Origin of the sequence: Runella rosea (assembly GCF_003325355.1) — a bacterium.
In the GTDB taxonomy this organism is placed as follows: domain Bacteria; phylum Bacteroidota; class Bacteroidia; order Cytophagales; family Spirosomataceae; genus Runella; species Runella rosea.
The window spans coordinates 3040968-3066502 of record NZ_CP030850.1; the positions used below are offsets into that span (position 1 = coordinate 3040968).

At 45.5% G+C, this 25535-nt stretch carries 15 protein-coding genes; 6 read left to right on the top strand and 9 right to left on the bottom strand.

Annotation, left to right across the window (positions count from 1 at the left end; translation table 11 throughout):
* Positions 1-7: 7 nt before the first annotated feature.
* The 7 genes from DR864_RS12720 to DR864_RS12750 form a co-directional block, all read right to left on the bottom strand.
* A complete protein-coding gene (locus tag DR864_RS12720) occupies positions 8-1234 on the bottom strand; it encodes an enolase C-terminal domain-like protein (RefSeq protein WP_114067340.1) in 1227 nt (408 codons plus the stop codon).
* A gap of 34 nt (positions 1235-1268) precedes the next feature.
* Positions 1269-2570 carry an alpha-L-fucosidase gene (locus DR864_RS12725; RefSeq protein ID WP_229599572.1) on the bottom strand — a complete coding sequence of 434 codons (1302 nt, stop codon included), beginning with the start codon at positions 2568-2570 and terminating at the stop codon, positions 1269-1271.
* Positions 2571-2709: 139 nt separating this feature from the next.
* A complete protein-coding gene (locus DR864_RS12730; protein WP_114067342.1) occupies positions 2710-4221 on the bottom strand; it encodes a sulfatase in 1512 nt (503 codons plus the stop codon).
* A gap of 77 nt (positions 4222-4298) precedes the next feature.
* A complete protein-coding gene (locus tag DR864_RS12735; protein ID WP_114067343.1) occupies positions 4299-5972 on the bottom strand; it encodes an alpha-L-fucosidase in 1674 nt (557 codons plus the stop codon).
* A gap of 49 nt (positions 5973-6021) precedes the next feature.
* Positions 6022-8307 (bottom strand): glycosyl hydrolase family 95 catalytic domain-containing protein, encoded by a 2286-nt coding sequence (locus tag DR864_RS12740; RefSeq protein WP_114070259.1) that lies wholly within the window; start codon positions 8305-8307, stop codon positions 6022-6024.
* Between the two features lie 273 nt (positions 8308-8580).
* A complete protein-coding gene (locus DR864_RS12745; RefSeq protein WP_114067344.1) occupies positions 8581-10110 on the bottom strand; it encodes a RagB/SusD family nutrient uptake outer membrane protein in 1530 nt (509 codons plus the stop codon).
* A 39-nt stretch (positions 10111-10149) separates the two neighbouring features.
* Positions 10150-13278, bottom strand: a complete 3129-nt coding sequence (locus tag DR864_RS12750; protein ID WP_114067345.1) for a SusC/RagA family TonB-linked outer membrane protein — start codon at positions 13276-13278, stop codon at positions 10150-10152.
* Positions 13279-13466: 188 nt separating this feature from the next.
* Between DR864_RS12750 and DR864_RS12755 the strand changes: the two genes are divergently transcribed.
* The 4 genes from DR864_RS12755 (at position 13467) to DR864_RS12770 (ending at position 17336) form a co-directional block, all read left to right on the top strand.
* A complete protein-coding gene (locus DR864_RS12755; RefSeq protein WP_114067346.1) occupies positions 13467-14339 on the top strand; it encodes an AraC family transcriptional regulator in 873 nt (290 codons plus the stop codon).
* A 169-nt stretch (positions 14340-14508) separates the two neighbouring features.
* Positions 14509-15660 (top strand): LacI family DNA-binding transcriptional regulator, encoded by a 1152-nt coding sequence (locus DR864_RS12760; RefSeq protein WP_114067347.1) that lies wholly within the window; start codon positions 14509-14511, stop codon positions 15658-15660.
* A gap of 75 nt (positions 15661-15735) precedes the next feature.
* A complete protein-coding gene (locus DR864_RS12765) occupies positions 15736-16983 on the top strand; it encodes an MFS transporter (RefSeq protein WP_114067348.1) in 1248 nt (415 codons plus the stop codon).
* A gap of 161 nt (positions 16984-17144) precedes the next feature.
* Positions 17145-17336 carry a C1orf53 family protein gene (locus DR864_RS12770; protein ID WP_114067349.1) on the top strand — a complete coding sequence of 64 codons (192 nt, stop codon included), beginning with the start codon at positions 17145-17147 and terminating at the stop codon, positions 17334-17336.
* Positions 17337-17344: 8 nt separating this feature from the next.
* Here DR864_RS12770 and DR864_RS12775 read toward each other — a convergent pair whose 3' ends face one another.
* Both DR864_RS12775 and mutS read right to left on the bottom strand, forming a co-directional pair.
* Positions 17345-20287, bottom strand: a complete 2943-nt coding sequence (locus DR864_RS12775) for a leucine-rich repeat domain-containing protein (RefSeq protein ID WP_162793771.1) — start codon at positions 20285-20287, stop codon at positions 17345-17347.
* Positions 20288-20332: 45 nt separating this feature from the next.
* Complete coding sequence (mutS, locus tag DR864_RS12780) at positions 20333-23053, bottom strand: DNA mismatch repair protein MutS (protein ID WP_114067351.1); 2721 nt, start codon at positions 23051-23053, stop codon at positions 20333-20335.
* Positions 23054-23208: 155 nt separating this feature from the next.
* On the opposite strand from mutS, the gene DR864_RS12785 reads away from it, so the two are divergent.
* The gene (locus tag DR864_RS12785) at positions 23209-24651 is read left to right on the top strand and encodes a Gfo/Idh/MocA family protein (protein WP_114067352.1); all 1443 of its coding nucleotides are present in this window, start codon (positions 23209-23211) and stop codon (positions 24649-24651) included.
* A 36-nt stretch (positions 24652-24687) separates the two neighbouring features.
* Positions 24688-25434 (top strand): glucosamine-6-phosphate deaminase, encoded by a 747-nt coding sequence (locus DR864_RS12790; RefSeq protein ID WP_114067353.1) that lies wholly within the window; start codon positions 24688-24690, stop codon positions 25432-25434.
* Positions 25435-25535 lie beyond the last annotated feature (101 nt).

Below are 25535 nucleotides of genomic sequence, written 5' to 3' on the forward strand. Positions count from 1 at the left end.
GGGTGGATTAGGTTTTCAAATCGCTGCTACTACCTGTTTCTTGGGGCACTTGATAAAAGCCATCAATAATCGTAGCGGGATGCACAAAATAAGGCCGTAAATGGGGGATATATTCCAAAAACAAGTTTTCGTGTCCGATACCAATATGATTAAAAAGCACCAAATGCTGATGAATTTGGCCCATATCGCCCACGTGTGGCAATACAGGTATTCCAAATTTTTTTGAGAGTATACTAATGGTCAGAAACTCCGAGATACCCCCTACGCGTACGGCATCTACCTGACAAAAATCCATGGCCTTGGCTTGCAGAAAGTTCTTAAAAACCACCTTATTGGGGATGTGTTCGCCAGTGGCTACTTTAAAAGGGGTAATGGCTCGGGCAATGGCCTGATGCCCAAACACATCGTCGGGATGCGTAGGTTCTTCAATCCAATAAGGGTTGATGCTACCGAGCCGTTGACAAATATCTAATGCTTGCGGTACGTTCCATTTTTGATTGGCATCCAGCATGATCGTGGCGGTATCGCCCGCCGTTTGTCGAATCAAAGCCGCGCGTCGGAGGTCGCGCAGTGGGTCGTCAGAGCCTACTTTGAGTTTAAGTGCCGTAAAGCCTTTATCGAGGGCTTGCTTTGTTTTTTCAACGATGAGCTCATCTGAAAAATTAAACCAACCCACCGACGTATCGTAGCCTTTGTAGCCAGTTTTCAGCACAGAATTTCTGTTTTCTCTTGTTTTGTACTGTTCAGTGAGTAATTGTATGGCTTGCTCGCGCGTAAGCTCATCTTCTAAGTAGCTTAAATCCAGCGTATCGACCAGCGCTTCGGGCGACAAATCCAGTAGCAATTTCCAAAGAGGCACTTGTCGAGATTTGGACCAAAGGTCAAAGCAAGCATTGACAATGGCCGCCAATGCCAAGTGAACCACGCCTTTGTGTGGCCCCAACCAGCGCAACGAAGGCTCGTCGGCCAACTCACGGTAAGTTGCACCAAAGTTGGTCATTAATTCTTCGATTTCCGTTCCTACTAATTTTACGGATAAATATTGAATGGCTTTGCACACTAAGTCATTGCCTGCCCCCAGCGTAAAAGCCAACCCTATTCCTTGCACGGCAGTATCCGTTTTTAACACACAAACGGCATAAGAATACTGAGGGTTGGTGTGGGTTGCATCTGAACCCGCCCCCTCCCCCATTTTAAAACGTTTATCAAGGACTTCAACAGAATGAATATACATGAAACTAGGTTAATTTCGTACAGATAAAATGCGATTACTGCTTAGTCATAACATTGAAAATACCAACGTTTTTTAATCTTGGCGTTGCCGTGCTTTGCGTAATTGTGAGGCGAAATTTTGCTCCTTCAATCGGGTCAACGGCTCGAATATGTTTGTAGCCAATATTTGTTCCTTCGGCGATGGTTTTCCATTTTTTATTCATTTCTACCTCAATTTTAAAAGCCCTTACCCGCTCGCCTTGGGCAATATCCTCTTGCAAAACGAAATAATTGACTGCCTGTTTTTTTTCTAATTTCAACTCAAAAACAGTTCCTTCACCATTTGTAGTTTTGAGGGGATAAGAGAAACGGCTTTTGATTTCCTCTCCCCATTCGGTGAGGCGTTTCACATCTGCATCGGGTAGTAAGCCTCTATCATCGGGGGTTAAACCTACGATTAAGGTCGAATTATGCCCCACCGAGCGCTCATACATATTCATCAAATTTTTTAGCGGAAAAATATGCGCGTCGTCATTAGGCTCCCAAAACCATTCATGGCGGCCATTGTACCCTCTCAATGGTGCGTCCGACATGGCGGGCATCCAGTATTTCCCATCTTTATCGCCTTCTTTCAAGAGCTTGAAATCATCTTTAAAAACGATTTCTTTCTGCGCAGAATGCGAAAACGGGAATGGAAAAGTAGCCCAACATGGGTAAGGCACCGTGCCGGATTCGGAGCCACCCCAACGAAAATCTGCCCGCTGCGCATTGTGATAAAACAGGCATTTGGGCTGGTATTTTTCAACAATGGGCAATACATCAGCCCCGTATTTTGTGGGGTCATCGGCACCGCCATCAAACCAAATCATAAACAAATCGCCGTAGCGCGTGCAGAGTTCTTTGACCATGCCTTCGCACATTTTTTTGTAGGCTATTTGCCGATTTTTAACAAATTGGCTTTCGCCTTCAATCCTAAAATCATGGACGCCCAAATACGAATTCCACCGAATACCGAGGTAAATACCCGGTGCAATGCCGTATTTCCGACAAGAATTGACAAAATCACGCACTATATCTCCCTTACCCTCCTGAAATTTCAAGGCTTTCATACAATAGGGATTGACATCGCTTTGATACAGTGCAAAGCCCGTTTCGTGGGTGGCGGTCAGGACGGCAAATTTTCCGCCCATCGCTTTCACCGCTTTGACCCATTGGTCAGTATCCAATTGGGTCGGATTAAAGACATTGATGTCCTCAATGGGCGTGATGCGATTATAGGGTTGGTTGTAATTTTTTCCATCAAAAACGTGTAAATCATAACTAATAAGCGCCCCGATTTCCGCTTCATGCCATGCCATCTGGGAAAGCGTAGGTTTTGGAAAGTCGTTACTTTGAGTTCTAACTTGCGTTGTTAAACCCAAAATAGTGAAAAGAAAAAGTAGGCTATTTTTCATTGATTCATAGCTTATTGAAAACATTGACGAGATTTTTTGGGCGTCACTTTACTCCGTCTGGATACGGAATGGATTGCCCCGTGGCTTTGAAAGTAGGGAGATGCGCATTCCGTTTTTTGAGTTCAACGGTCAATAACTGAGCCATTTGTTTCAGCTTTGTGGGCTGGGCTTTCGCTAAGTCGTTCAGTTCTCCAATATCATCCTTCAAGTTGTATAATTCTAAGGTTTGAGTTTTGTGTAAATAGACCAATTTCCAGTCACCTTGGCGCATGGCACTCCCCCACGACGTGCCTTTAAAATTTACGTTGGTCCAGTTGTTAGGATAGTGCCACAGGAGGATTTTTTTGTCGTCGCGTTTGTTCTTGTTTTCCAAAAACGGCCGTAAATTTTTGCCATCTACGGTTTGGAGAGTAGTGTATCTGGCAACGCCCGCCATACCCAAAACCGTAGGGAAGAAATCGTCAATAGACACGTACTGACTGGAAATGCTGTTTTTCTCAACCTTCGGCCCAGACACCAGCATAGGCACCCGAATACCTCCCTCATACAGAGAGCCTTTGCCCTGCTTTAAGGGTAGATTTTGGGTGTGTACTTCCCCGCTACGTAGCTGAAGGCTATACCCACCGTTGTCAGAAACAAATAAAATATACGTGTTTTTATCCAAATTATTTGTTTCCAAATAATCCATAATATCGCCCAGACTCTTGTCCATTCCCTCCACCAAGGCCGAGTACCTCGCCTCAGTATCGGTCAAGCCTTGGTCAATGTATTTTTGGTAAAAACGGGCGTCTTTATCAAAAGGCAAATGAACAGCATAATGCGACATATACAAAAAAAACGGCTTCTGACTCGGCTGATTTTCTTTTAGGGCAGCGATGGCTTCTTGCGTAAGCGCTTCGGTCAGAAATATGTCTTTTCCGTGGTATTTTTCTAAGTCGCGTACTCCCCAAGTGGTGTCGTTGGGGGTACGTCTGAATTTTTTTTCGCCCAAAAAGCTACTTGGATGGCCTGCGGCGGTACCAGCAATATTTTTCTCAAAACCTATGGCAAGCGGATTGGCCGCCGGCGTTCCGTAAGAGGCAAAGTGCGCCTTGCCACAATGGAGCGTGAAGTAACCTGCCTGCCGCAGCAATTGAGGCAAAGGCGTAGCATGAACGGTCTTGGCAATGCCCGCCATGGGACTCATGCCGTTGTAATTCCAGCTAGGAGGGTTCAGAAGGCTGTCGGGGTAGTCGGTGGGGGTGTCTTTGTGGGTGTTCGTCCAGTTGGTGACATTGTGCCGTGCTACGTTCATACCTGTCATCAGACTTACGCGGGTTGGTGTACAAACAGGGTTGGCGTAGGCATTCGTAAACTTCATACCATTACGGGCAAGCCGTTCCATGTTGGGGGTATGAAAGCGCTGATTAATGGGAGTTTTGTCTTTCCAAAAGGGTACAGAAGTATCTTGCCAACCCATATCATCAACCAAAAAAATGATAATATTGGGCTGGCTTTGCGCCAAAACGAAGTGACTCCCAACGGTAATTCCGAGAATTATTAATAGTCTTAACATCAATTTATCGTTTAATATATAAGGACAAAATACCGCCAATTCTAAACAACTTTTAGTATATAATCGCCCTTTACTGGTCAACGTTTTCTGATTTTTACAAAACCTTTATTTTGAAACGACCTGTTATCTGAACTCATCACAACGTTCAGGATTGAACTTGTCCCTTTATCAATTTGGCCAGTACGATTGATGAAAAACACATTTTCCTTGCGTTTTCTTTGAATAAATTCCTGAAGCGTATTAGGGTCATTATCAAAAATGATTTCGGCTTTTTCAACGTACATACCCGTCACGCTAACCGCATTGGTAAAACTTACTTCGTATTGGCCTGGCGCAGTGATATACTTTCCTAAATCAATACGCATGTGGCCTTTGCCGTTTACGAAGTCTTTGGTATCCCATTCTTGCACTATGGTGTACTCTTTGGCTTCTTTCTCCGATTTTGGGAGTTCAAAATTAGTAACGTAATAGGCTGTCATGCTCCTGATGAGAGGAGTACCTTTGTTTTCGGTGACCTTTAACTTTATGGCCGTAAGTTCAACATCGTCGAAATAATCTATTTTTGTTACCCCTACCGACCTGCCATCGGTCAATTTTTCCCACTTGTTTTTTGTAAGCCCCCACAGTTCGTATTTTCTGATTCGGTGCCCCTGTCGGTAGTCTTCTTTCAATATGATGTGGTTTACCTTGGTAGGTTTTGTAAGCACCAATTCTACTTCTTTGGCGGTTTTGTTTTTCACTTCGGCCAAGGGTCGGTTAAATCTTCGGCTGACTTCTGCCCCAAATTCGGCGTATCTTTTTACATCTCCTGCCGGGATAAGGCCCGTGGTATCGGGATTGGAATTGAGCAATAAAGTCCCTCCGTGACCGACCGATTTGTAATAAATCTCCATCAACTCCTCTACCGATCTCCGTTTTGCTTCATTTTTGGGCGACCAAAACCAATTGTGGTTATACAGAGTCACATCGGCTTCCAAAGGAGCCCAAACATCACCGTCGGGGTCATCATCGTATTGGGTCGCTACCCCGGACCTCAAGACATCCCCTTTGAGGGAATTCCAAACCGGATAATGAAGGATGCCGCTTTCGGTACCGGGCCAACGGATGGTCGCATCTGAGCCTTGAAAGATGACCGCTTTGGAGGCGTATTTTTGTAAAATATCGCTGACCGGTACCTTACAAGAGCCATCAAACCAAACTTCGAGCATCTCGCCATAATTTGCCAAAACCTCGGTAAGTTGTTGTCTGAAAATTTTATTATAAGCTTCCTGTTTTGAAGGGTCTTTGGTAATACCCCCGCTTCCGAGGCCCGCACCCCACTTGATATCGCCGGGATAAATATAGATGCCAAGGTTCAAACCCGCCTTTTTACAGGAATTTGCCAAGTCTCTGATAACGTCGCCTTTGCCGTTTTTCCACGGAATATTTCTGACGCAATACTCGGTGGTATAGGTGGGCCACCAGCAAAAACTGCCGGCATGTTTGGCCACAAAAATGATTTCTTTTGCTCCCCACGACTTGGCAACACTGCACCACTGATCAGTGTCGAGTTTGGTAGGATTGATGCGGGAAATGTCAAATTCGCCCGTCTCGTCGTACTCTTGGCCAAGCCAGGTGGCCACCCCAAAATGGACAAACATAATACGCCCCTGCTCCTGCCATTTATACTGAACATCAGAAGGTTTAGCCAATTGTTGGCCCGATAAATGTATATGAGCCAATAAGCAAACGATAAAAAAAATCTTCTTCATTGGTAAAAAAATGATGGGTAAGTTAACTAGCTAAAAGTGGGTTAAAAACTTACTTTTTAGCGTCATTTTTAATTTTTATACTTCCATTTTTTTCAAATGCTAATTCCATAAACTCAGTGTTTTGTGAAATTACCTTTACTCCTTTATTGAACTCAATCGAATGGTTTTTAAAAGGTAGTTTCACTTTTGTTTTTCCACCTTTTTCGGCCTTTATTTCAATACTCGAAACCATGCCATTGGTTTTTTGGGCACTTACCAAAAATGCCCCTTCGGCCCGTAAATCCTTGAAAGAGGCTTGAAGCCATTTTTGGGGAATGGCCGGAAAAACCTCAATTTGCCCAGCATAACTTTGTAAGAGCATCTCCTGAATACCTGCAGCGTAGGCAAAATTTCCCTCCAGCGTAAAGGGTCGATACGTCATATTCGATTTGCCAGACTTCGTTTGGTCACCGTTGAGGTGAAAGGAGTTGGTGGAACAAAAGGCCGTAGCAAAATCGGTCAAGGCCGCCGCCGCCCCTTCACCATCTTTGGCGCGGGCTTTCAGATTGCCCTCCCACGCATACGAATATCCGCACCACCAAGCGGGGCCGACTTTATCCAGTAATTTGAGCGAATTTTGAATAATTTCTTGGTCTTTTGTTCCGTTTTCCCAGCGAATTTCACCGAGTGGATGGATGGCCATCAGATGCGAAAAATGGCGATGAGATTGGTTATATGGCAGGTCTTTTGAGAAGTTAAGTTCTTTGTTATCAGACAAATGATAAGACTGAAACTGATTCAAAATTTTAGAATAATGCTCGGCTTCGGTTGGTAGATTCAGTTCAAGTGCCAGTTCGTTTGCCTTCGCAAACAAAAACCGCATCAGAGCCAAATCATAATTGGTATTTTCTAAAAACCAAGCTGACTTTTTATTGTCATTAATTTCAGGGCTCGAACTTAAAGGCAACTGACGGTAGCCATTTTTATCGATGTACGTAATTTCTTCGAGGTGTTGGGCTACTTCTTTAAACCAAGGATAAGCCCGTGTTTTTAAGAAATCTTTATCCATGCTGTACCGCCAGTGTAAATAATAATGTTGCGCCAACCATGCCGATACCGTGGGCGAAAGCGAATATTGAATCCATCCGCCCATTTCTTCACCCAAAAGCGTAGTGACACCCGGTACATTGAGACCGTTAGAGCCAAAATACCATTTCGTGTATTTTTTATATTGTTCTCGGTTTTGGTCTAGGTGGTTAAGGTAGCCCATAGCTTCTTCCAAATGATTGGCGCTGTAAGCGGGCCAATAGCTGAGTTGCGTGTTTAAATCGTGGTGAAAGTCACCCTTCCAAGGGGGAATGCGCCCGTTGTCGGCCGTCCAAACCGCCTGCAAGGAAATAGGGGGAGTATTGCTTCGAGCGGCGCTCCCAAATTTATACAGCTCCAGATAATATTGTTTTTCCAGTACGGGATCGGGCAATGACACGGACGATTTTGCCCAAAAGTTTGTCCACCAATTCTGATGCGACTGCCATGCTGCGCTGTAACTAGGGGCTGATGCCACTATTTTTTGGGCTTCTGGTTGGGGCTTGTTGGGATAATGGGCAGAGATCGCCCAAGAACCTTCAATCGTTTTAGGATTAATTTTCTTCCATTTTACATACACTTCATAATAGAATCCTCCCCATCCCTGCTGAATATAGCGATAGGATTGGCCACTTTGGGTAACTTCCCCTTGCTTATATCCAAGCCTTGCCAAGTCGTCGCCGGCTACGGGGCCACCGGCGGTATTGCCGGAACTGCCTTCGTACTTCGGTGCTAACAATTTTAGAGTCAAATCATTAAGATTTTCAAATCTAAAATAGCCAATGTTTTGTTTGGCATGAACGAACGATGTCATTTTTACGCCATTTTGCCAACTGATGGTTGCTTCCGCCGTTTCGATATTGAGCGTGGCCTGTTTGACACCGCCCCAATCTTTGACCTCAAATTCGAGGGCTGCCCCGGGTATTTTACTGGGGGCGGGTTCTCGGTCGTAGGGCTTGTCGCCTATTTTTTGTACGGCAGCGTAGTTGTCGGCAAGCACCTGTTCTTTGACCCATTGATAGTTAAAGCCCGGGGTGTGCAGTTCCTGCATAGGGCGCATATCCCAGAGTTCGGAGTGGTCGAGCGAAAAGCGCAGTTTATCTTCTTTTTGCCAAATCAGTTCGCCAATCAGGCCATTGCCGAGGGGCAGACCTTCATCCCAGCGAACAGGTATTTTTTCAGATTGAAGCCCTATTCGATTACGTTGGATTTGACCAAACGCGCTAAAAACCAGAAGTATTTGCAGTGAGATTAGTATAATTGACTTCATTAATTTGTTCCGTTGTGACATAGTAGGTGGTGGATTTGGCAGACCAAAGGCGAAATCCGTCGTGGTGCTCCGTAAGGATATTGATCGTAGATAGGTAACCGATGGGAGTCGGCAGGGTAAATGAGTAAGGCAAGCTTAATACAGCCACTTATGAGAGCAAAATTATTTGCTTCATTGTCAGAATATTACAACAAAAAGTGGACTTATGTAAGCGTTGGTGTTTCTTCCAAAAATCAGAAACACCAACGCTCATTTCAACTAGCGTACACGCTGTTAATAGCCAGCATTCTGTACCAAGCTCTTGTTTCTATCCAATTCGTTTTGGGGAAAAGGAAGCACATTATTTTTTTCGCCAAAAGATAGTGTTACGCCCGCAGGATTTTTGACATTAGCTAATTTTGCCGCCATTACGCCCCAACGTTTCAGGTCAAAATAGCGATGTCCTTCCAAAGCCAGTTCAATGCGTCTTTCGTGACGGATAAATTCCCTTAGCAAGTCTTTGGAATTGTATTTGGTTCTGTCCATAGGAGGGAGGTTTACGCCAGTACGGGTCCGTATTTTATCAATGGCGTCATAAATAGTGGCATCCGGTCCCGAAACTTCATTTTTAGCCTCGGCATAAGCCAACAGCACTTCGGCATAGCGTGTATGTACCACGTTCATGTCGGTAACCGTAATTTTAGACCGATCCCAGGGCAATTTAGAAGTATCCATGTACTTCTTTTGATTAAAACCAGTAAGCAATGGATCTGTAACAGCAAATGTAGAGCCATCTGGGTTTTTGTATGAATCACCCGGCACTAAAATGGTCATTTTTAGCCTTGGGTCTCTGTTTTCATAGGGATTGGCGGCATCATAGCCCGAGCCAGCCTCGGTAATTGGTTTGCCATTTGCCATTTCATAGTCATCTACGAGGTTACGATAGGGGGCAATGGCTCCGTACCAACCAAGCTCTACGAGCATACCTTCTCCTCCTTGTGGATTGTTGGGAGCAAGAAATTTGGTAGAAAAAATGATTTCTGGGTTATTCTGCTGGGTTGTCGTTAGAAAAAGATTGGCGTATCCTCCCTGGTAGATTGAAAATTTGCCAGAATCAATAATATCTTTGGTAATCGCCGCCGCATCTGCCCAGTTTTGTTGATACATCCTTACCCGGGCTTTTACCATTTGGGCCGCTGCCTTCACCGCACGACCTGAGTAAGCGGTAGCCGGTAATTTTGAGATGGCAAAATCCAATTCTTCAATCACAAAGGCCAGTACATCGGCTTTGGGGGTTTTGGCAATTTTGGCTTCTTCGGCGGTTTTGGGGGCCGTTTTATAGACCACTACATCGCCAAAGAACTGTACCAAGTCAAAATAATACATGGCCCGAATAAAACGTACATCAGCCTTGTAAGCATCTTTATTGGCCTGAGATACTGCGGCTACGCCATCAATGTTGTCCAGAAAATAATTACACTGAGCAATTCCCGAATAGGGTACATTGTATAAGGCAGTATTGACATTGGAAGGATTGATAACCCCAATGGTGTAATTTCCAAAACCAAAAAAAGTATGTCGGTCTAAGGCATTGTCAGAATAGGCATCTAAAAAAGGCTTACGGGCACCGTAAAAGTTATTTTGCAATGTTCGATATACGGCAGTAAGCGACATTTGCACATCCGTTTCTGTTTTCCAGAAAGTAGGACCTGAAATAGCATTAAGCGGATTTTTATCCAAGAAGTCTTTATCGCAGGAAGTATGGGTAGTTACAACCATTATTGCCAGCAATGCAGAAGCTATGTATTTATTTTTGAATTTCATTTTTGTAACAGTTTAGTGAAAGTGAATTTGACTCCTGTTTTAGAATTTAATGCTTAGGCCAGCGGTATAGATTTTCAACTGTGGGAATTGGGCAAATCTACCAGAGCCGGCGCGTTCGGGGTCATTTCCTTCGTATTTCGTCCAAGTGATCAGGTTATCGCCTGATAGATAAACGGTTAAGCCCTTTGATTTAATTTTACTTAAAATTTGCTCATTAAGGGTATAAGAGAGGTAAAGGTTCTTTAAGCGCAAATACGACGCATCCTGAATAAAATAAGTAGAACTATAGCCCGATACCCCCGCATAACCCGTCAGGTAAGTAGCCGGTACTGTATTGCTTGGATTGGTAGGCGACCACGCATTGAGGAATTTAACTGGAGGTGCCGAACCTTGCTGGAAGGGTTCGTAGCCCCAACCCGATACCTGCGTATTGATTCCCTGTACGCCCTGAAAAAACGCGCTTACGCTAAACCCTTTCCAACCTGCATTGAGATTAAAAGAATAGTTATAATTGGGGAATCGACTTACGCGAATTCGATCTTCTGGTCCTACGGTACCGTTGCCATCTATATCCCTTATTTTCAAATCACCGGGCTTGAGCGTTCCTGAGTTGGGTTGCTTAGGAGAATTATTGATTTCTTCCTGACTTTGAAACACGCCTATCCATTCATAAATAAAGAAATTGTTGTAAGGTTGACCTACTTCGATGGTTCCTAAGGTTGGAGCGAGGATTTTGGTTACTTTATTTCTGTATCTGTGAAAAAGTACACTGGCACCGTAGTTGAAATCGCCGAAACGTTTTCTGTGTCTAAGCTCAACTTCAAATCCTTTGTTTTCCATGGCTCCGGCATTGACAATAGGAGCGGCCAAACCTACACTATTGGGCAAATCGGCACGTTGAGAAAGAATATCGGTGGTGTTGCGCTTGTACCAGTCGATCGTAGCGCCAAAGAGCCCTTTAAAAATATCAATGTCCAGACCAAAATCCAGCATCGACGTCTTTTCCCATTTCAAATCTTTGGTTACCAATCGCGTAACGGCCGCACCAGAACTAAGTCCGCTAAACGGATACGCCGTAAGGCTTAAAACATCCTGATATGGGTAGTTTCCGATTTCCTGGTTACCCAGTGTACCATACGAAGCTCTCAATTTTAGATTATCCACCCAAGACAGCGAATTTTTGATGAACCCTTCTTCCGATATTCTCCACGCGGCGGAGCCTCCACCGAATATTCCAAAGCGATAATCGGGCGCAACGCGTGAGGAGCCATCGCGGCGAATATTGCCCTCCAGAAAATACTTGCCTTTGTAGTCATAATTGGCCCGTCCAAAGAATGATTGTAAGGCCCATTCCGATGCTCCTCCGCCGGTGGCCTGATTGACCGCCCCGCTGCCATCTAGCACCATGATGCTTGTATTTGGAAAGTCAAACCGATTGCCCAGTATGTTTTCTGTAAAATTATTTTGCTGCTCATAGCCAGCCAAAACCCCTAAATTATGATCCGTTCCAATTTGTTTTGTGTAATTTAAGGTACTGAAATAGGTCTTGGTGATGTTACGGCTTTCGTTTTGTTGGAGTCCAAAAAAGGTTGGATTTCCATTGGCTACCTGCACATAGTTGCCCGCTGCATCCGGCTGATAAGCGTACGATGGTGAGCCAAACTGTCGGTTTTTGTATTGGTCATTAAAGAAAGTAAACCCAGCTTTGTTTAGCCATTTCAACCCTTTCAAAATCTCAACTTCGGCGTATGCTTGAGCATTCACGTTATAGGTCTTTGTAAATTGACCGCCCGTCGCATATACTTCTTCTACACTTCGGTTGACTCCTCCGTTGCTTGCAAAATCTCGGTTGGTGACTCTTCCGCTGCCATCGGGCAAAAAGGGAGCGTACGTGGGTGCAGTGGCATAGGCCAATAAAAGCAGGTTGTCGTTGGTAAGCCACGGTGCTTTCGCATCCTGAAAGGAAAGGTTAATATTGGTACCTACTCTAACTCTTTTATGCACCTGACTCGAAAAGTCAATCAGCCCGTTGTAACGCTTGTATTTGTAGCCTTTCGTAATGGCATCCTGATTCAAATAGTTGAATGAGATGTTGTATAAGGTTTTTTCATTGCCTCCGCTGAATCCCAAATGTTGATTTTGGATAGGACCTTTGTCCAGTACATAGTCCAACCAATTGAAATTGGGGTATTTATCACTATTGGGATTACTTTTATACAAATCAATTTGTGCCTGTGTATAAAGCGGGGCCTGACCGCTTCGGGCTCTGGCCGAGTTGTACATTTCCATGTACATGGGAGAATTAGTAATGAGTTCAGGCACTCTGGTGGCTTCACTTATCCCGTAGCTTGCAGCATATTCTATTTCTGATTTGCCTGCTTTCCCTTTTTTGGTCGTAATCAAAACCACTCCATTCGCCGCACGAGCACCGTAGATAGAGGCCGAGGCCGCATCTTTCAATACCGTAACACTCTCAATGTCTTGCGGGGAAAGATTCTTAATAGAGGCAATGATCCCATCGACCAGAATCAAGGGAGAGTTTGAAGCGCCAAATGAACCAAATCCTCTTAATTGGTACGAAGCGTCATCCCGACCCGGCTCTCCTGTGGACTGAATAATATCCAAGCCCGCAATCCTACCTTGCAAAAGGTTTTGCACGTTGGGTACTGGCCGCTCCGTGAGTTCTTTGCCTGATACCGTCGAGACCGAGCCCGACAAATTGGCTTTTTGCTGAACACCGTAGCCCACCACAACCACCTCAGAAAGTGACTCAGCCGCCGGCACTAAATTTACATCAATGGTAGTTTTACTGCCCACCAATACCTCTTGTGCGATGTAACCAATATAGCTAAATACCAACGTAGACCCACTGGAAGACTGAACGTTGTATTTTCCATTTACGTCTGTTATTGTTCCTGTGGCAGTACCCTTTATCTGGACACTGGCTCCCGGCAAAGGTGCACCTCCTGAGTCAAATACGGTACCTGAAACTGGGCGATTTTGGGCAAATAACCCTTGACCTCCTAACGACAGCCAAAGGCTGACTAACAGGAGTAACGTTTTTGTACTTGCGGATTTAGCAGTACCTCTCAGCGTGCTATTTGAATCGCCGACCGTGGTGTATAAGCACCCATCTGGCTTAGAATTGAACCGGTAAAGACATTTCATGGATTGGATAAGGTTAATGCAGGTTAATTTTGTACAGGTATTATTCTTTGCATAGTATAAAAAAAATATTTAATAGTTATATTATGCATAATATAACCGCAAAACAATGCCTTGAAGAGCGAAAAAGCCTACAATAGGTTGATATGTTTATGTACTATATTTGCATAATTGATAATTGTCTCAAAAACATGAAACCTACTTTCGCACTTTTGCCCGATTTTGCTACTTCTCAAACTCTTTTTGTGGCAAAAGAAATCATACGCCCGGCCTTTGCTACGGATTTTCATTTTCACGATGAATGCCAGTTGGTGTATATCCGATCCGGTGCAGGAACTCGCATCATCGGTGGCTCTATCGAACATTTTGAAGCAGGAGATTTGACTTTCGTAGGGCCACGGGTACCCCATGTTTGGTATTCAAAACCCAAACCCAATGATACTGATAACCCGGATGTATCACTAACTCTCTATATAAACCCCGTTAAGATCGTAGACCATTTAAAATTTTTTGTAGACACACAATCACTGAAATCGTTCTTTCAACAATCCACAAGGGGGCTTAGTATTGTAGGGACAAAAAAAGAGGTAATGACAAACCTTCTGCAAAATATGATTCACCAAAAGAATGTGCCCCTATTGGCTTCTTTTATTCAAATTCTCGACTTGTTGTTAGATCCCGAAGAGCTGGTGTGGTTAAACGGTGCCTCCATATTGTCGGCTTATTCCAACGACGCTAAGGGACGGGTGGCACAATTAATGGATTTTATCCAACAAAATTTTCGGGCAGAAATTACCTTAGAAAAAGCGGCTTCAGTAGCAGGCCTGCAACTTCACTCCTTTTGTCGTTTTTTTAAGATGCTTACTCACCGTACTTTTTCGGATTTTATCAATGAGGTAAGAATTGGCTTTGCCTGTCAGCTTTTGCAGCAGACTGATTTACCGATTACGCAGGTGGCTTTCGAGAGTGGTTACAGCAACATTTCCTATTTCAACCGTTCGTTCAGGAAAATACACCGAATTACGCCAAAGGAGTTTCGGGCTCAAATGAGTACTTTACCTTAAATTGCCTCTGCATCCATGAACTTCAACCACACAGGACTACCAATCCGGCAGATTTTAAGGAGATATCTTTACTATAATAGAACAAAATCGACAACGTTTTCTCACTGCTCCAATTACATCCATCCTCATTGATACCCCGATAGCTTTTTAAAAAAACAGTACCATTGTTATGATCAAATGCACCAAATGCCAACAGATTGAATTTGTCCAAAAGTCGGGTATCGTCAGGGGAAAACAACGGTACTTTTGCAAGTCGTGTAATTATCATTTTACGTTACCCGAGCCGCATAATCCTTCCGACAACAAGCGCCACCATCAGGTAACCATCATGGACATTGCCAATCAGTTGGGAATTTCAAAGTCTACTGTCTCACGCGCCTTACGCGGGCATACTGATATTCACGCTGGCACCCGCAAAATGATCTTGGATTTGGCACAACAATTGGAGTACCAACCCAATCCGCTGGCCAATGCACTGCTGAAAAGCCGGACCAACATCATCGGTATTTTGGTGCCTGAGTTCCGGCATTATTTCTTTCCTACCATCATCATGGGGGCACAGGAAATACTGTCAAAAGCGGGGTATAACGTTATGATTTGCCAATCGGACGAATCGTACGAAACCGAAGTAGCCAACGTCAAAGCCCTGATGAGCAGCCGCGTCGACGGATTGTTGGTTTCGGTGACAGCGCAAACCAATAACTTCGATCATTTTAGAGCCGTACTGAGGAAGGAGGTGCCATTGGTATTTTTTAACCGCGTTTGTCCTGAATTGGATACACCCCAAGTCATCGTCGACGATTATAACGGGGCTTTTCAAGCAGTAGAACATTTGATTGAACAAGGCTACCGGCGCATTGCGCACTTGGCTGGGCCAGTTTCGTTGCTGGTCAGTCGATTAAGGATGCAGGGATATTTGGATGCCTTACAAAAACACGGTTTTCCCGTAGAAAATGAGCTCATTATCCATTATGATTTGTCGGAAGAAAAAGCCCGTATTTACGCCAATTATCTACTGAGTTTACCTCAACCGCCCGACGCGATATTTGCCATCAATGACCCCACCGCCATCGAAATTATGCTCGTAGCCAAGAGTCGAGGGGTCAAAATTCCGCAAGAACTGGGCATTGTAGGTTTTAGCAATGACCCCATTTCGGCCATCATTGAACCAACACTTACCACCGTGGAGCAACCCGTTTGGGAAATGGGACGACAGGCAGCACGGCTGTTGCTAGAACAAATGGAATCGCCTCATACTGTGACTCATACGCTCGACACCAAATTGATTATCCGAAATTCTTCTGTCAATTTAAGGTCATAAAGGCAACTTTCTCTAAATGAATGGGGTTAAATTCTATGCAACCACCGTGACACAGCGCACATAGTTTAGAACACTTTGAAAACTTCCACCAACGATCCCTATGCCGCGTTGCGGTATCCCGAGTTTGTCCGATTGATTTCAGCCAACAGCATGATTACCGCGGCCATCATGATTCAGGAGGTAGTCATTGGCTACGAACTCTATAAACTCACCCACGACCCGCTTTCGCTGGGTTTTATCGGTTTGGCCGAAGCGCTCCCTTACATCTCAATTGCCTTATTTGGAGGGCATTACGCCGACCGCAAAGACAAGCGTACCATCATGCAAATCAGCCAAAGCGTGATACTTTGCTGCTCTTTGGCGTTGATTTGGGTGATGTATCCAGCGCACCGTGCTGAGTACTCAACCACGTCTTTGCTCCTGACCGTCTACGGAATTTTGGCCGCCATTGGCTTTGCCAAAGGATTTTATTCTCCCGCCTCTTCTTCCATGAAGGCTTTTTTGACCCCGCGTGAGGTATATTCCAACGCGGCCACTTGGAGCAGTACGTTTTGGCAAACGGGCGCCATCGCAGGGCCAGGCATTGCGGGATTTTTGTACGCGTACATTGGCTTGACCAATACGCTGTGGGTAGTGGTGGGGTTATTTGTCGTCAGTCAAATCTTATTAGCATTAATCAAGAAGAAACCCATTCCTGAAGTGGCAGGCCCCGAAGTAAACGTGTGGCAAAGCATCAAAGAAGGCATCAAGTTTGTGTACGAAAAAAAGATTCTATTTTACGCCACCTCGCTCGATTTGGCGGCGGTACTTTTTGGCGGGGTGATTGCCATTTTACCCGTTTTTGCCGAAGATATTTTGAAAGTAGGTGCCGAAGGACTTGGCATTATGCGGGCCGCGCCTTCGGTGGGGGCCGTACTGACCATTTTTGCCACGGCCTACTACACTCCCACCCGCAATGCTTGGCGCAACATGCTCATTGCCGTAGCTGGTTTTGGGGTTGCCACGTTGGTGTTTGCCATTTCCACCAATTTCTGGCTGTCGGTGTTTATGCTCTTCCTAACGGGCGCATTTGACGCCATCAGCGTGGTGATTCGTCAGACAATTTTGCAGGTGGTTCCACCCGACCACATGCGCGGACGCGTGCTTTCGGTCAACAGCGTTTTCATCAGTTCTTCCAACGAAATAGGGGCATTTGAATCGGGCGTAGCGGCCAAAGTCTTCGGAACGGTTCCTTCCGTTTTAATCGGTGGCGGGCTTACGATGGTTATTGTAACCTGGGTATGGCTGCGTTCCAAAGAGTTGTTTGGCATAAAATTAACCTAAAAAACAAACTGTTTTTATATTTTATTTATCGGTCAATTATCTAATAATCAAATGATTATTAGATTCAATATTGCCAATAAAAGACAATAATCAAACAAGACATAAAACAATTCTGCATCATTTGCTGTTTATCCCCCATTATACCAAATACAATCATTGCTTTGAGCAATCAGCGTTCCTCACTTACTCACAAAAAAAACGCTTTTAAGCGCCACGGCTTAGAAGAAGAGGACTATTATACCGACCCCAACGGTTTTTTAGTGTTTACGGCGGCCTATCACCTCAAACGCGGCTATTGCTGCAAAAACGGCTGTCGGCACTGCCCATACGGATTTCGGAAGGGAGAGAAGTGAAATTTAAATCAATCCACCAAAACACTTTGCGCTTTCAGCGAAGCCGTTAGACGACGAATAAGGGCTTTTTGCTCGGTAGGATAGTCCAAACTTTCCAATGCTTCTTCAAAGAGTTGATAACTCCAACCCTGTATTTTTATTTTTTCTGTTCTCAAGCGTTTCTCAAAGGTTTCCACTTCCTCTTCACCAGCCTGTTTTTGGGCAACTTGCGCTGCCAACAGCAGATAATCTGCCAAACGGTTTTCTTCAGATCTGAATTTTGTCCGGTCCAGCCCAAATAGATATTCGTAGGCTTTATCTGGTTGTTCATTCATCAAATACACTTCGGCCGCGCTGAGTTGTACCATCGGAGGTGGATTGCGGACGGCTTCATACATGTTAAGCGCTTTATCAAACGCCGCGCCGCTTTTACCAGCCGTAGGGCGATAGCGCTTGTACCATACCCCGAGACGGCCCCACAGATTGGGCGCAAAAAGTTTGTAGTCGTTCACCAGCAGCTCGTAATCTTTGATAGCCCCCAACGAATCGCCCAGTTTCCATTTGGATTGCCCTCTGAGATCTATATAAAGTGCTACAGGAAGTCCACGTTGCTGTTGTTGCCCAAGGGATTTTTGAAGTTCTTTCTCGTACTTAAAATAACGCTCAACAACCACATTTATGCTGTCGATGGCGCGACGGTATTGATGGGTATGAAAATAGAACCGCGACCACAGTTCGATGGCATATTTTCCTTCGGTCGAATCTATCCGCTGTACTTCTTTCATGTATTCCACAAAGCACTGAATATCACCTATATTCACCTTTTTTCCCGCCTGATTTAAGTACGCCCGCGCCATTTCCTTCGTTTTGGGAAAGGGCTTGGGAACATCTATCCCCATTTCATCGCCCAACAGTAAGCGCTCCTCAAATGAGCGAAATTCCTGATTCATGGCGGGCGGCGTTAATTTATTTCCAAACAACACTATGGTGTTGATTCCTTTGGCCTTATACCAGTCGGTCGGGAATTGCGTCAGTTCATTTTTAACCAGTTGCAGGTTTTGTATCTGCGTATCCAGCCAACCCGTCATTGGTATAGCACTCAAATTACACTCGGTCAAGTTAACGGTTCCCTTTGGCATACGGAGTTGTTGAATCACGGGCCACAAGGCTTTTTCATCCCAATATTTATTACGGGATAAATCAAGACTGACCAGTTTACGGCAATTGGCCAAGGACGCTGGCAACGACCGAAGTTGGTTGTGGTTTTTGGCTGGCACTTGGTCCAACGTTCGGCTATTAATGTTCCGATTAAAATACAAGACGTCAGCGTCGGCAAGGTTCAGAAAATTTAGGTGCTGCAATTTTCCCAGCGAATTAGGCAAGGTTTCCAAACGACAATTCGACAGCGTTAGCATTGAGAGGCTGTCGCAATCGCCCAACGATTCAGGGAGTTGGGTCAGTGGATTATGGGAAACATCAAGCGCTCTGAGGCGTTTCAATTGACCGATGGAATTGGGCAGCTCGGTCAATTCATTATTGTTTAATTGTAGATTTTGCAAGCTAACCCAACTGCCGATATTTTTGGGTAATTCGGTCAATTGATTCCCTCTTGCATTCAGCTCCTTTAGTTTTTTGCACTTTGAGAATTCCGTAGGAAGCCTTATCAGGTTGTTGTCTGCCAAAAAGGCCATCTCCAATTCAACCGCATTAACCAACCCTGACGGCAGTTCGGTCAATTGGTTATTTTCCACATTCAACATTCTGAGCTTTACCGCTTTTCCTATTTCTTTAGGTAACTCTTTCAGTTGATTGTTATTGACGATAAGATACCTAAGCTTGGTCAGCTTGCCCAACTCAGGTAATTGGGTGAGACGATTTTCGGCCAGATTGAGCGTTTCCAATTCAGTCATTCTTTCTATCCCTTTCGGCAAAGACCCTCCCAATACTCTTTCAAGTTGAAGCACTTTCAACCCAATGGATTTTGAAAAATCAGGCATTGCAGAAAGAGGATTTTTTCGCAATGAATCTTCGGATAAATTCCAAAAAATCAATTCTTTTAGGTTGGGTAGTTCTATCGTTGTAGCCGCAGAAAAAGAAGGTAAAGTACTCATTATCAAATAAAACGACTCTAATCGCGGACAACTATTCAAGGCGCTTATCAATTCATCGGTCTCGGAAAGTGTACAACTATTTACAGAAAGATGCTGTAATGAATCACTTAAATCTTTAAAATCAGACCCTTTGAATCTAAAGTTGCTGATTTCTACCCCCTTTAAAGAGGCAAATTCAGACAAAGTCTTTGGGTAAGTAAACAAGGGTTGTACCTTATTCTCATGATACTTTCCTTGGAGCGTTATATACTCAAGCGTTTTGAGCTCGGCAAGCCAATCGGGCAACTGTCCTTCAAACGATGAAATCTTGAGTGATTTGAGATTTTTACATTCTCGCAATGCCACCGGCAGATCCATTTGCTTTGAGGGTAATTCTAAGTCCAGCGCGACCAAGTGCTTAAACGTAGGCAACGCAGTCCAGACAGCACTTGCATTAATCCCACCTCCCATTTTAAGACTAAGCCCTTCCAAACCTTTCAGCTTTTCTACATTAGCGGGTATCTTTAGGATATTCCCCGATTTGTCGAAATATCCTCCTATATTCAAATATTTCAACTTAGGTAATCGGCTCAGTTCTTCAAAAAATGCGACCAATCTTACAGAATCTGACCTTGAAATATGAACAAATACCTGCTCAACATCCACAAATTGCGCAAGCGGTGCGCCCAAAGGTTTGGCATAGTCATTCAGAAATAACATGGTAACAGGCTTGCCATTCTTCAGATCGGTTTCGGCCTGTTCATAACTTTTTGCGGCATATTGCCTGTTGAATCTTTCCTGATAGGGATTCTGCCAATTTTGGGCTTGCAGATGCTGGGGAGCAACGACCACCCAAAGCAGTAGCCATAAGCAACGTGTCATGGAATCCATTCTTAAAAGCTGTTAATCTGTTCTTTAAATAATTCCCTACTCCACCAATCGCCGCAATTCGTTCAGTTTCAGTAAGGCTTCAATCGGCGAAAGGGTATTGATATCCAAGGCTTTGAGCTTGGCTTTGAGTTCTTCTATTTTGGGGTCTTGCGGCTCAAATAGGGTCATTTGGTAGTTTACTTTGGGCATTTCTTTCACGGCTTTGTTGGTTTCGGCCCGTTGGTGGCTCTTTTCGAGGCTGTGCAGAATATCGTTGGAGCGCAGCACAATCTCTTGCGGCATCCCAGCCATTTGCGCCACGTGAATCCCGAAGCTGTGCTCGCTGCCGCCTTCTTTCAATTTCCGCAGAAAGATCACTTTGTTGCCCACTTCCTTCACGGCTACGTTGAAGTTTTTGATGCGCGGAAAATCGTCGGCCAATTGGTTCAGTTCGTGATAGTGCGTCGCAAACAGCGTTTTGGCGCGGTGGCGCGGGTGATTGTGCAAAAACTCCGCAATGCTCCACGCAATGCTGACCCCGTCGTACGTACTCGTTCCGCGCCCGATTTCGTCCATCAGCACGAGGCTCCGCTCGCTAAGGTTGTTGAGAATACTCGCCGTTTCGGTCATCTCGACCATGAAGGTACTCTCCCCGCGACTCAGGTTGTCGGAGGCTCCCACGCGGGTAAATATCTTATCTACCAACCCAATCTCGGCCTCGGCGGCGGGCACAAAGCTGCCCATTTGGGCCATCAGCACGATGAGTGCGGTCTGGCGCAGCAACGCCGATTTTCCCGCCATATTGGGCCCCGTGATGATAATAATCTGCTGGGTCTCGTCATCCAGATACAAATCATTGGGCACGTAACTTTCACCCAACGGCAGTTGCTGTTCGATCACGGCATGACGTCCTTCTTTGATTTTCAGCGATTTATCTTCCGTAATTCTGGGCTTGTTGTAATTATTTTTACGCGCTACCCGCGCAAACGACGCCAACGCATCCAGTACCGATACCACGCGGGCATCCTGCTGCACCGCCGCCACGTAATCGTTGGCCATCATGACCAAATCGTTGAAAATACGCTGCTCAATGGCAAAGATTTTATCTTCGGCACTCAGGATTTTATCTTCGTACTCTTTCAGTTCGGGCGTAATATAGCGCTCGGCATTCACGAGTGTTTGCTTCCGAATCCACTCGGGCGGTACGCGGTTTTTGTGGGAGTTGGTCACTTCGAGATAGTAACCAAACACCTTGTTGTAGGCGATTTTGAGGGAGGTAATACCTGTGCGTTCAATCTCGCGGTTTTGAATTTGTATCAGATAATCTTTGCCCGAAAACGCCAGTTTGTGCAGCACGTCCAAATCAGCATCAATGCCACTCTTAATCATACCGCCCTGATTGGTCACCACGGGCGGGTCTTCGCGGAGTTCAGTTTCGATTTTTTCCAGTAAAAACTCACAGGGATTGAGCTGGTCGGCGTATTTGCGTAACGGCGTCAGCGAGGAAGACGGAGAAACAGACAACGGAGTTTCGGATTCGTTACTGTCTGGCGCCCCTTCAACTTTGACACCCTTCCCTTTTACCTCTCCGTTCCACGCTTTTTGCAGCAATTCTTTCACGGGTGCAATGTGACTCAAAGACTTCTTCAGTTGCAGCAGTTCGCGAGGGTTGATGCGTCGAACCGCCACCTTTGAAATAAGGCGTTCGAGATCCCCAATTTGTTTGAGGTGCAGGGTGATTTCGTCCAGCAATTCTTCGTTTTGGAGAAAAAACTCCACCGTTTGCAGGCGCTCTTCAATCGGTGCTTTGTCTTTTAGCGGTAGTACCAACCACTTACGCAACAGCCGCGCGCCCATGGGCGTTACGGTTTGGTCGAGTATCTGAATCAACGGCACTCCGCCCTCTTGTTGGGGATATACCAATTCCAGGTTGCGAATGGTAAAGCGGTCGAGCCACACGTATTTTTCTTCGTCGAGGCGCGTCAGGCGCGTGATGTGCTTTACGTCTTTATGCTCGGTATCGGCCAAATACCGCAAAATCACCCCTGCCGCAATGATGCCTTCGGTGAGGGTTTCGACGCCAAATCCTTTGAGCGAAGTGGTTTGAAAATGCTTGATGAGAATTTCGTAGCCGAACTCATGCGTATAAGCCCAATCTTCGAGGCAAAAGGTATGAAATTTATCCCCAAACAACTCGCCGAATTCCTGACGGTATTTTTTACAGTACAACACCTCCGACGGCGCAAAACTTTGCAGCAACTTCTCTATGTATTCTTTGTTGCCCTGAGTGGTCAAAAACTCACCCGTCGAAATATCTAAAAAGGCAATCCCAAAGGTGTTTTGTTTGCCAAAATGAACCGACGCCAAATAATTATTCCGTCTGGTATCCAGCACATTATCATTGAAAGAAACCCCGGGCGTTACCAGCTCCGTTACCCCGCGCCGAACGATGCCTTTCGCCACGGCGGGGTCTTCCAACTGATCACAAATGGCCACGCGCTCGCCCGCCCGAACGAGCTTGGGCAAGTAGGTATCCAACGAATGATGCGGAAAACCCGCCAATTCTTCCTGCGCACCGCCATTGTTGCGACGGGTAAGCACAATGCCCAAGATTCGGCTTGCGCGGATGGCATCTTCCCCAAACGTTTCGTAAAAATCCCCCACCCTAAAGAGCAACATAGCTCCCGGATAGCGTGATTTTATTTGATTATATTGGCGATTAAGCGGGGTCTCTTTGGGTTTAAGCGGTTCTGTTGAGGTTTTTCCAGTACGGGCCATGCGTCAATATTAAATAAAAAATAGCGGGCAAAAATAGCCAAAATATCGCAGTTTTGAGTAATACTTATTACTCCTTGCCTCTTATAACAAGTGATACTTTTTTCATTCATTTTCCCTCATTGCTTCAACCTTAAAGCCTAAATCTGCGAACGATTATGAATAAATCATCGGAAGAACGCCGCGATTTTTTAAAACTGACGGGAACCATGGGCATTGGCCTGCTCTCTGCAGGCATCACACAGGCCTGTGCCACAGCCAAGCCAGTTTCCTCTCTGAACCCTATTCAACAACAAGCGCTCAAACCTCACACGCAAAAGTTTAACATGAGTGGATACGGGGCACCCAAAATAGAGACCGTCAGAATTGGGTATATTGGCATGGGGAATCGCGGTTCTGGTGCGCTCAACCGCATCGTTTACCTCGAAAATGTGGAGGTGAAAGCCCTTTGCGACATCCGGCCCGAAAAAGCCCAAGAAGCCAAAAAGAAACTAGAAAATACGCCCCACAATCCAACGCTGTACTCGGGTAGCGAAAACGAATGGAAAAAACTCTGCGAACGCGACGACATTGACTTGGTCTACATTTGCACACCATGGAACCTCCACGCCCCAATGGCCCTCTACGCCATGGAGCAGGGCAAGCACGTGGCAGTAGAGATTCCCGCCGCTACTACGCTGGAAGACTGCTGGAAACTCGTCGAAACCTCCGAGCGGACGCGCAAACACTGCATGATGCTCGAAAACTGCTGTTATGACTTCTTCGAACTGCTCACGCTCAATATGGCGCGTCAGGGGTTTTTCGGGGAGGTAGTTCACGTGGAAGGGGCTTACATTCACGATATTTACGATTCGTTTTTTGATAAAAGCAAACGCTACGACCTTTGGCGACTGAAAGAAAATCAGCGCAACGGCAACCTCTACCCAACGCACGGATTAGGGCCTATTTGTCAGGTTTTGAACATCAATCGCGGCGATAAAATGGACTACTTGGTTTCGATGGCGAGCAATGATTTTATGTTGGCACCGAGGGCGCACGCATTGGCCGCCACCGATGCCGATTTCAAGCAATTTGCCAACGCTTCGTTTCGGGGTAACATGAACACAACCACGATTCGCACCCAAAAAGGCAAAACCATCATGGTGCAGCACGATGTAACCTCTCCGCGCCCTTATTCACGCATTCACTTGGTGAGCGGTACCAAAGCCACGGCGCTCAAATATCCGCTACCCGGTAAGATTTCAACGGGACACGACTGGATTTCGGAAGAAGAATACAAAAAATTGGAAGAAAAATATCAGCCCGAAATCATCAAACGCATCGGTGAACTGGCCAAGAAAGTGGGCGGTCATGGCGGCATGGACTTTTTGATGGACTGGCGTCTGATTGACTGCCTCCGCAATGGCTTGCCGCTCGACCAAGACGTATACGACGCCGCTTCGTGGAGCGCCATTGCACCGCTGAGCGAGTGGTCGGTAGCTAACCGTTCAGCCTCCATCGATGTGCCTGATTTCACGGGTGGGTCATGGAAAAATAACGCACCCGTCGATATTTCCATGACCAAAGGCGGCAATACCAGAATCAAAGAACGTTCACTCTAACTCACCTCCATCAGTACCTCTGTTTTCCCTTATTTTATGAACATCCATATTTCTAAAAACCCCGCTGATTTAGGCGAGATTTCGGGCCAAAAAGCGGCCGAATCAATTCGCAACGCCATTGCTGAAAAAGGCTTCGCCAACGTTATTTTAGCCACAGGGGCGAGTCAATTCGGTACGTTACAAACACTTATTGACAATAAAGACATTGATTGGAGCAAGGTCACGATGTTTCATCTCGACGAATACATCGGCCTGCCACTTTCTCACCCCGCCAGTTTCCGAAAATACCTCAAGGAGCGTTTCTTGGACCAAGTTCCACCGCTAAAAGCGAGCTATTTGATTGATGGCGAAGTAAATCCAGAAGAAGAATGCGCACGATTAGGCGCGTTGATTCAGCAATTCCCCATCGACGTCGCATTGGTTGGTATCGGTGAAAACGGCCACTTGGCCTTCAACGACCCTCCGGCTGATTTTGACACTGAAAATCCGTACATCGTGGTAAATTTGGACGAGCCATGCCGCCGTCAGCAGATGAACGAAGGGTGGTTTCCGACTTTGGACGATGTACCCAAGCAGGCCATCAGTATGTCGGTAAAACAAATCATGAAAACTGCACACCTCATCTGCTCCGTCCCCGATTTACGAAAGGCGCAGGCCGTAAAAGATTGTTTGGAACATGAAGTAAATAATCTTTATCCTGCAAGTATTTTACAAAAACACCCCAATTGCAGTTTGTATCTGGATGAACTTTCGGCGAGTTTGCTTTCTAGGGAAGTGCGGTAAGTGGTGGTAAAAAAAACGACGAAGATGTCCGAAAATTAGTGGACCTCAAGCGTACTAAATCACAAGTTAATTGTGGACAGCTACCCGATCTTTAACAAAAA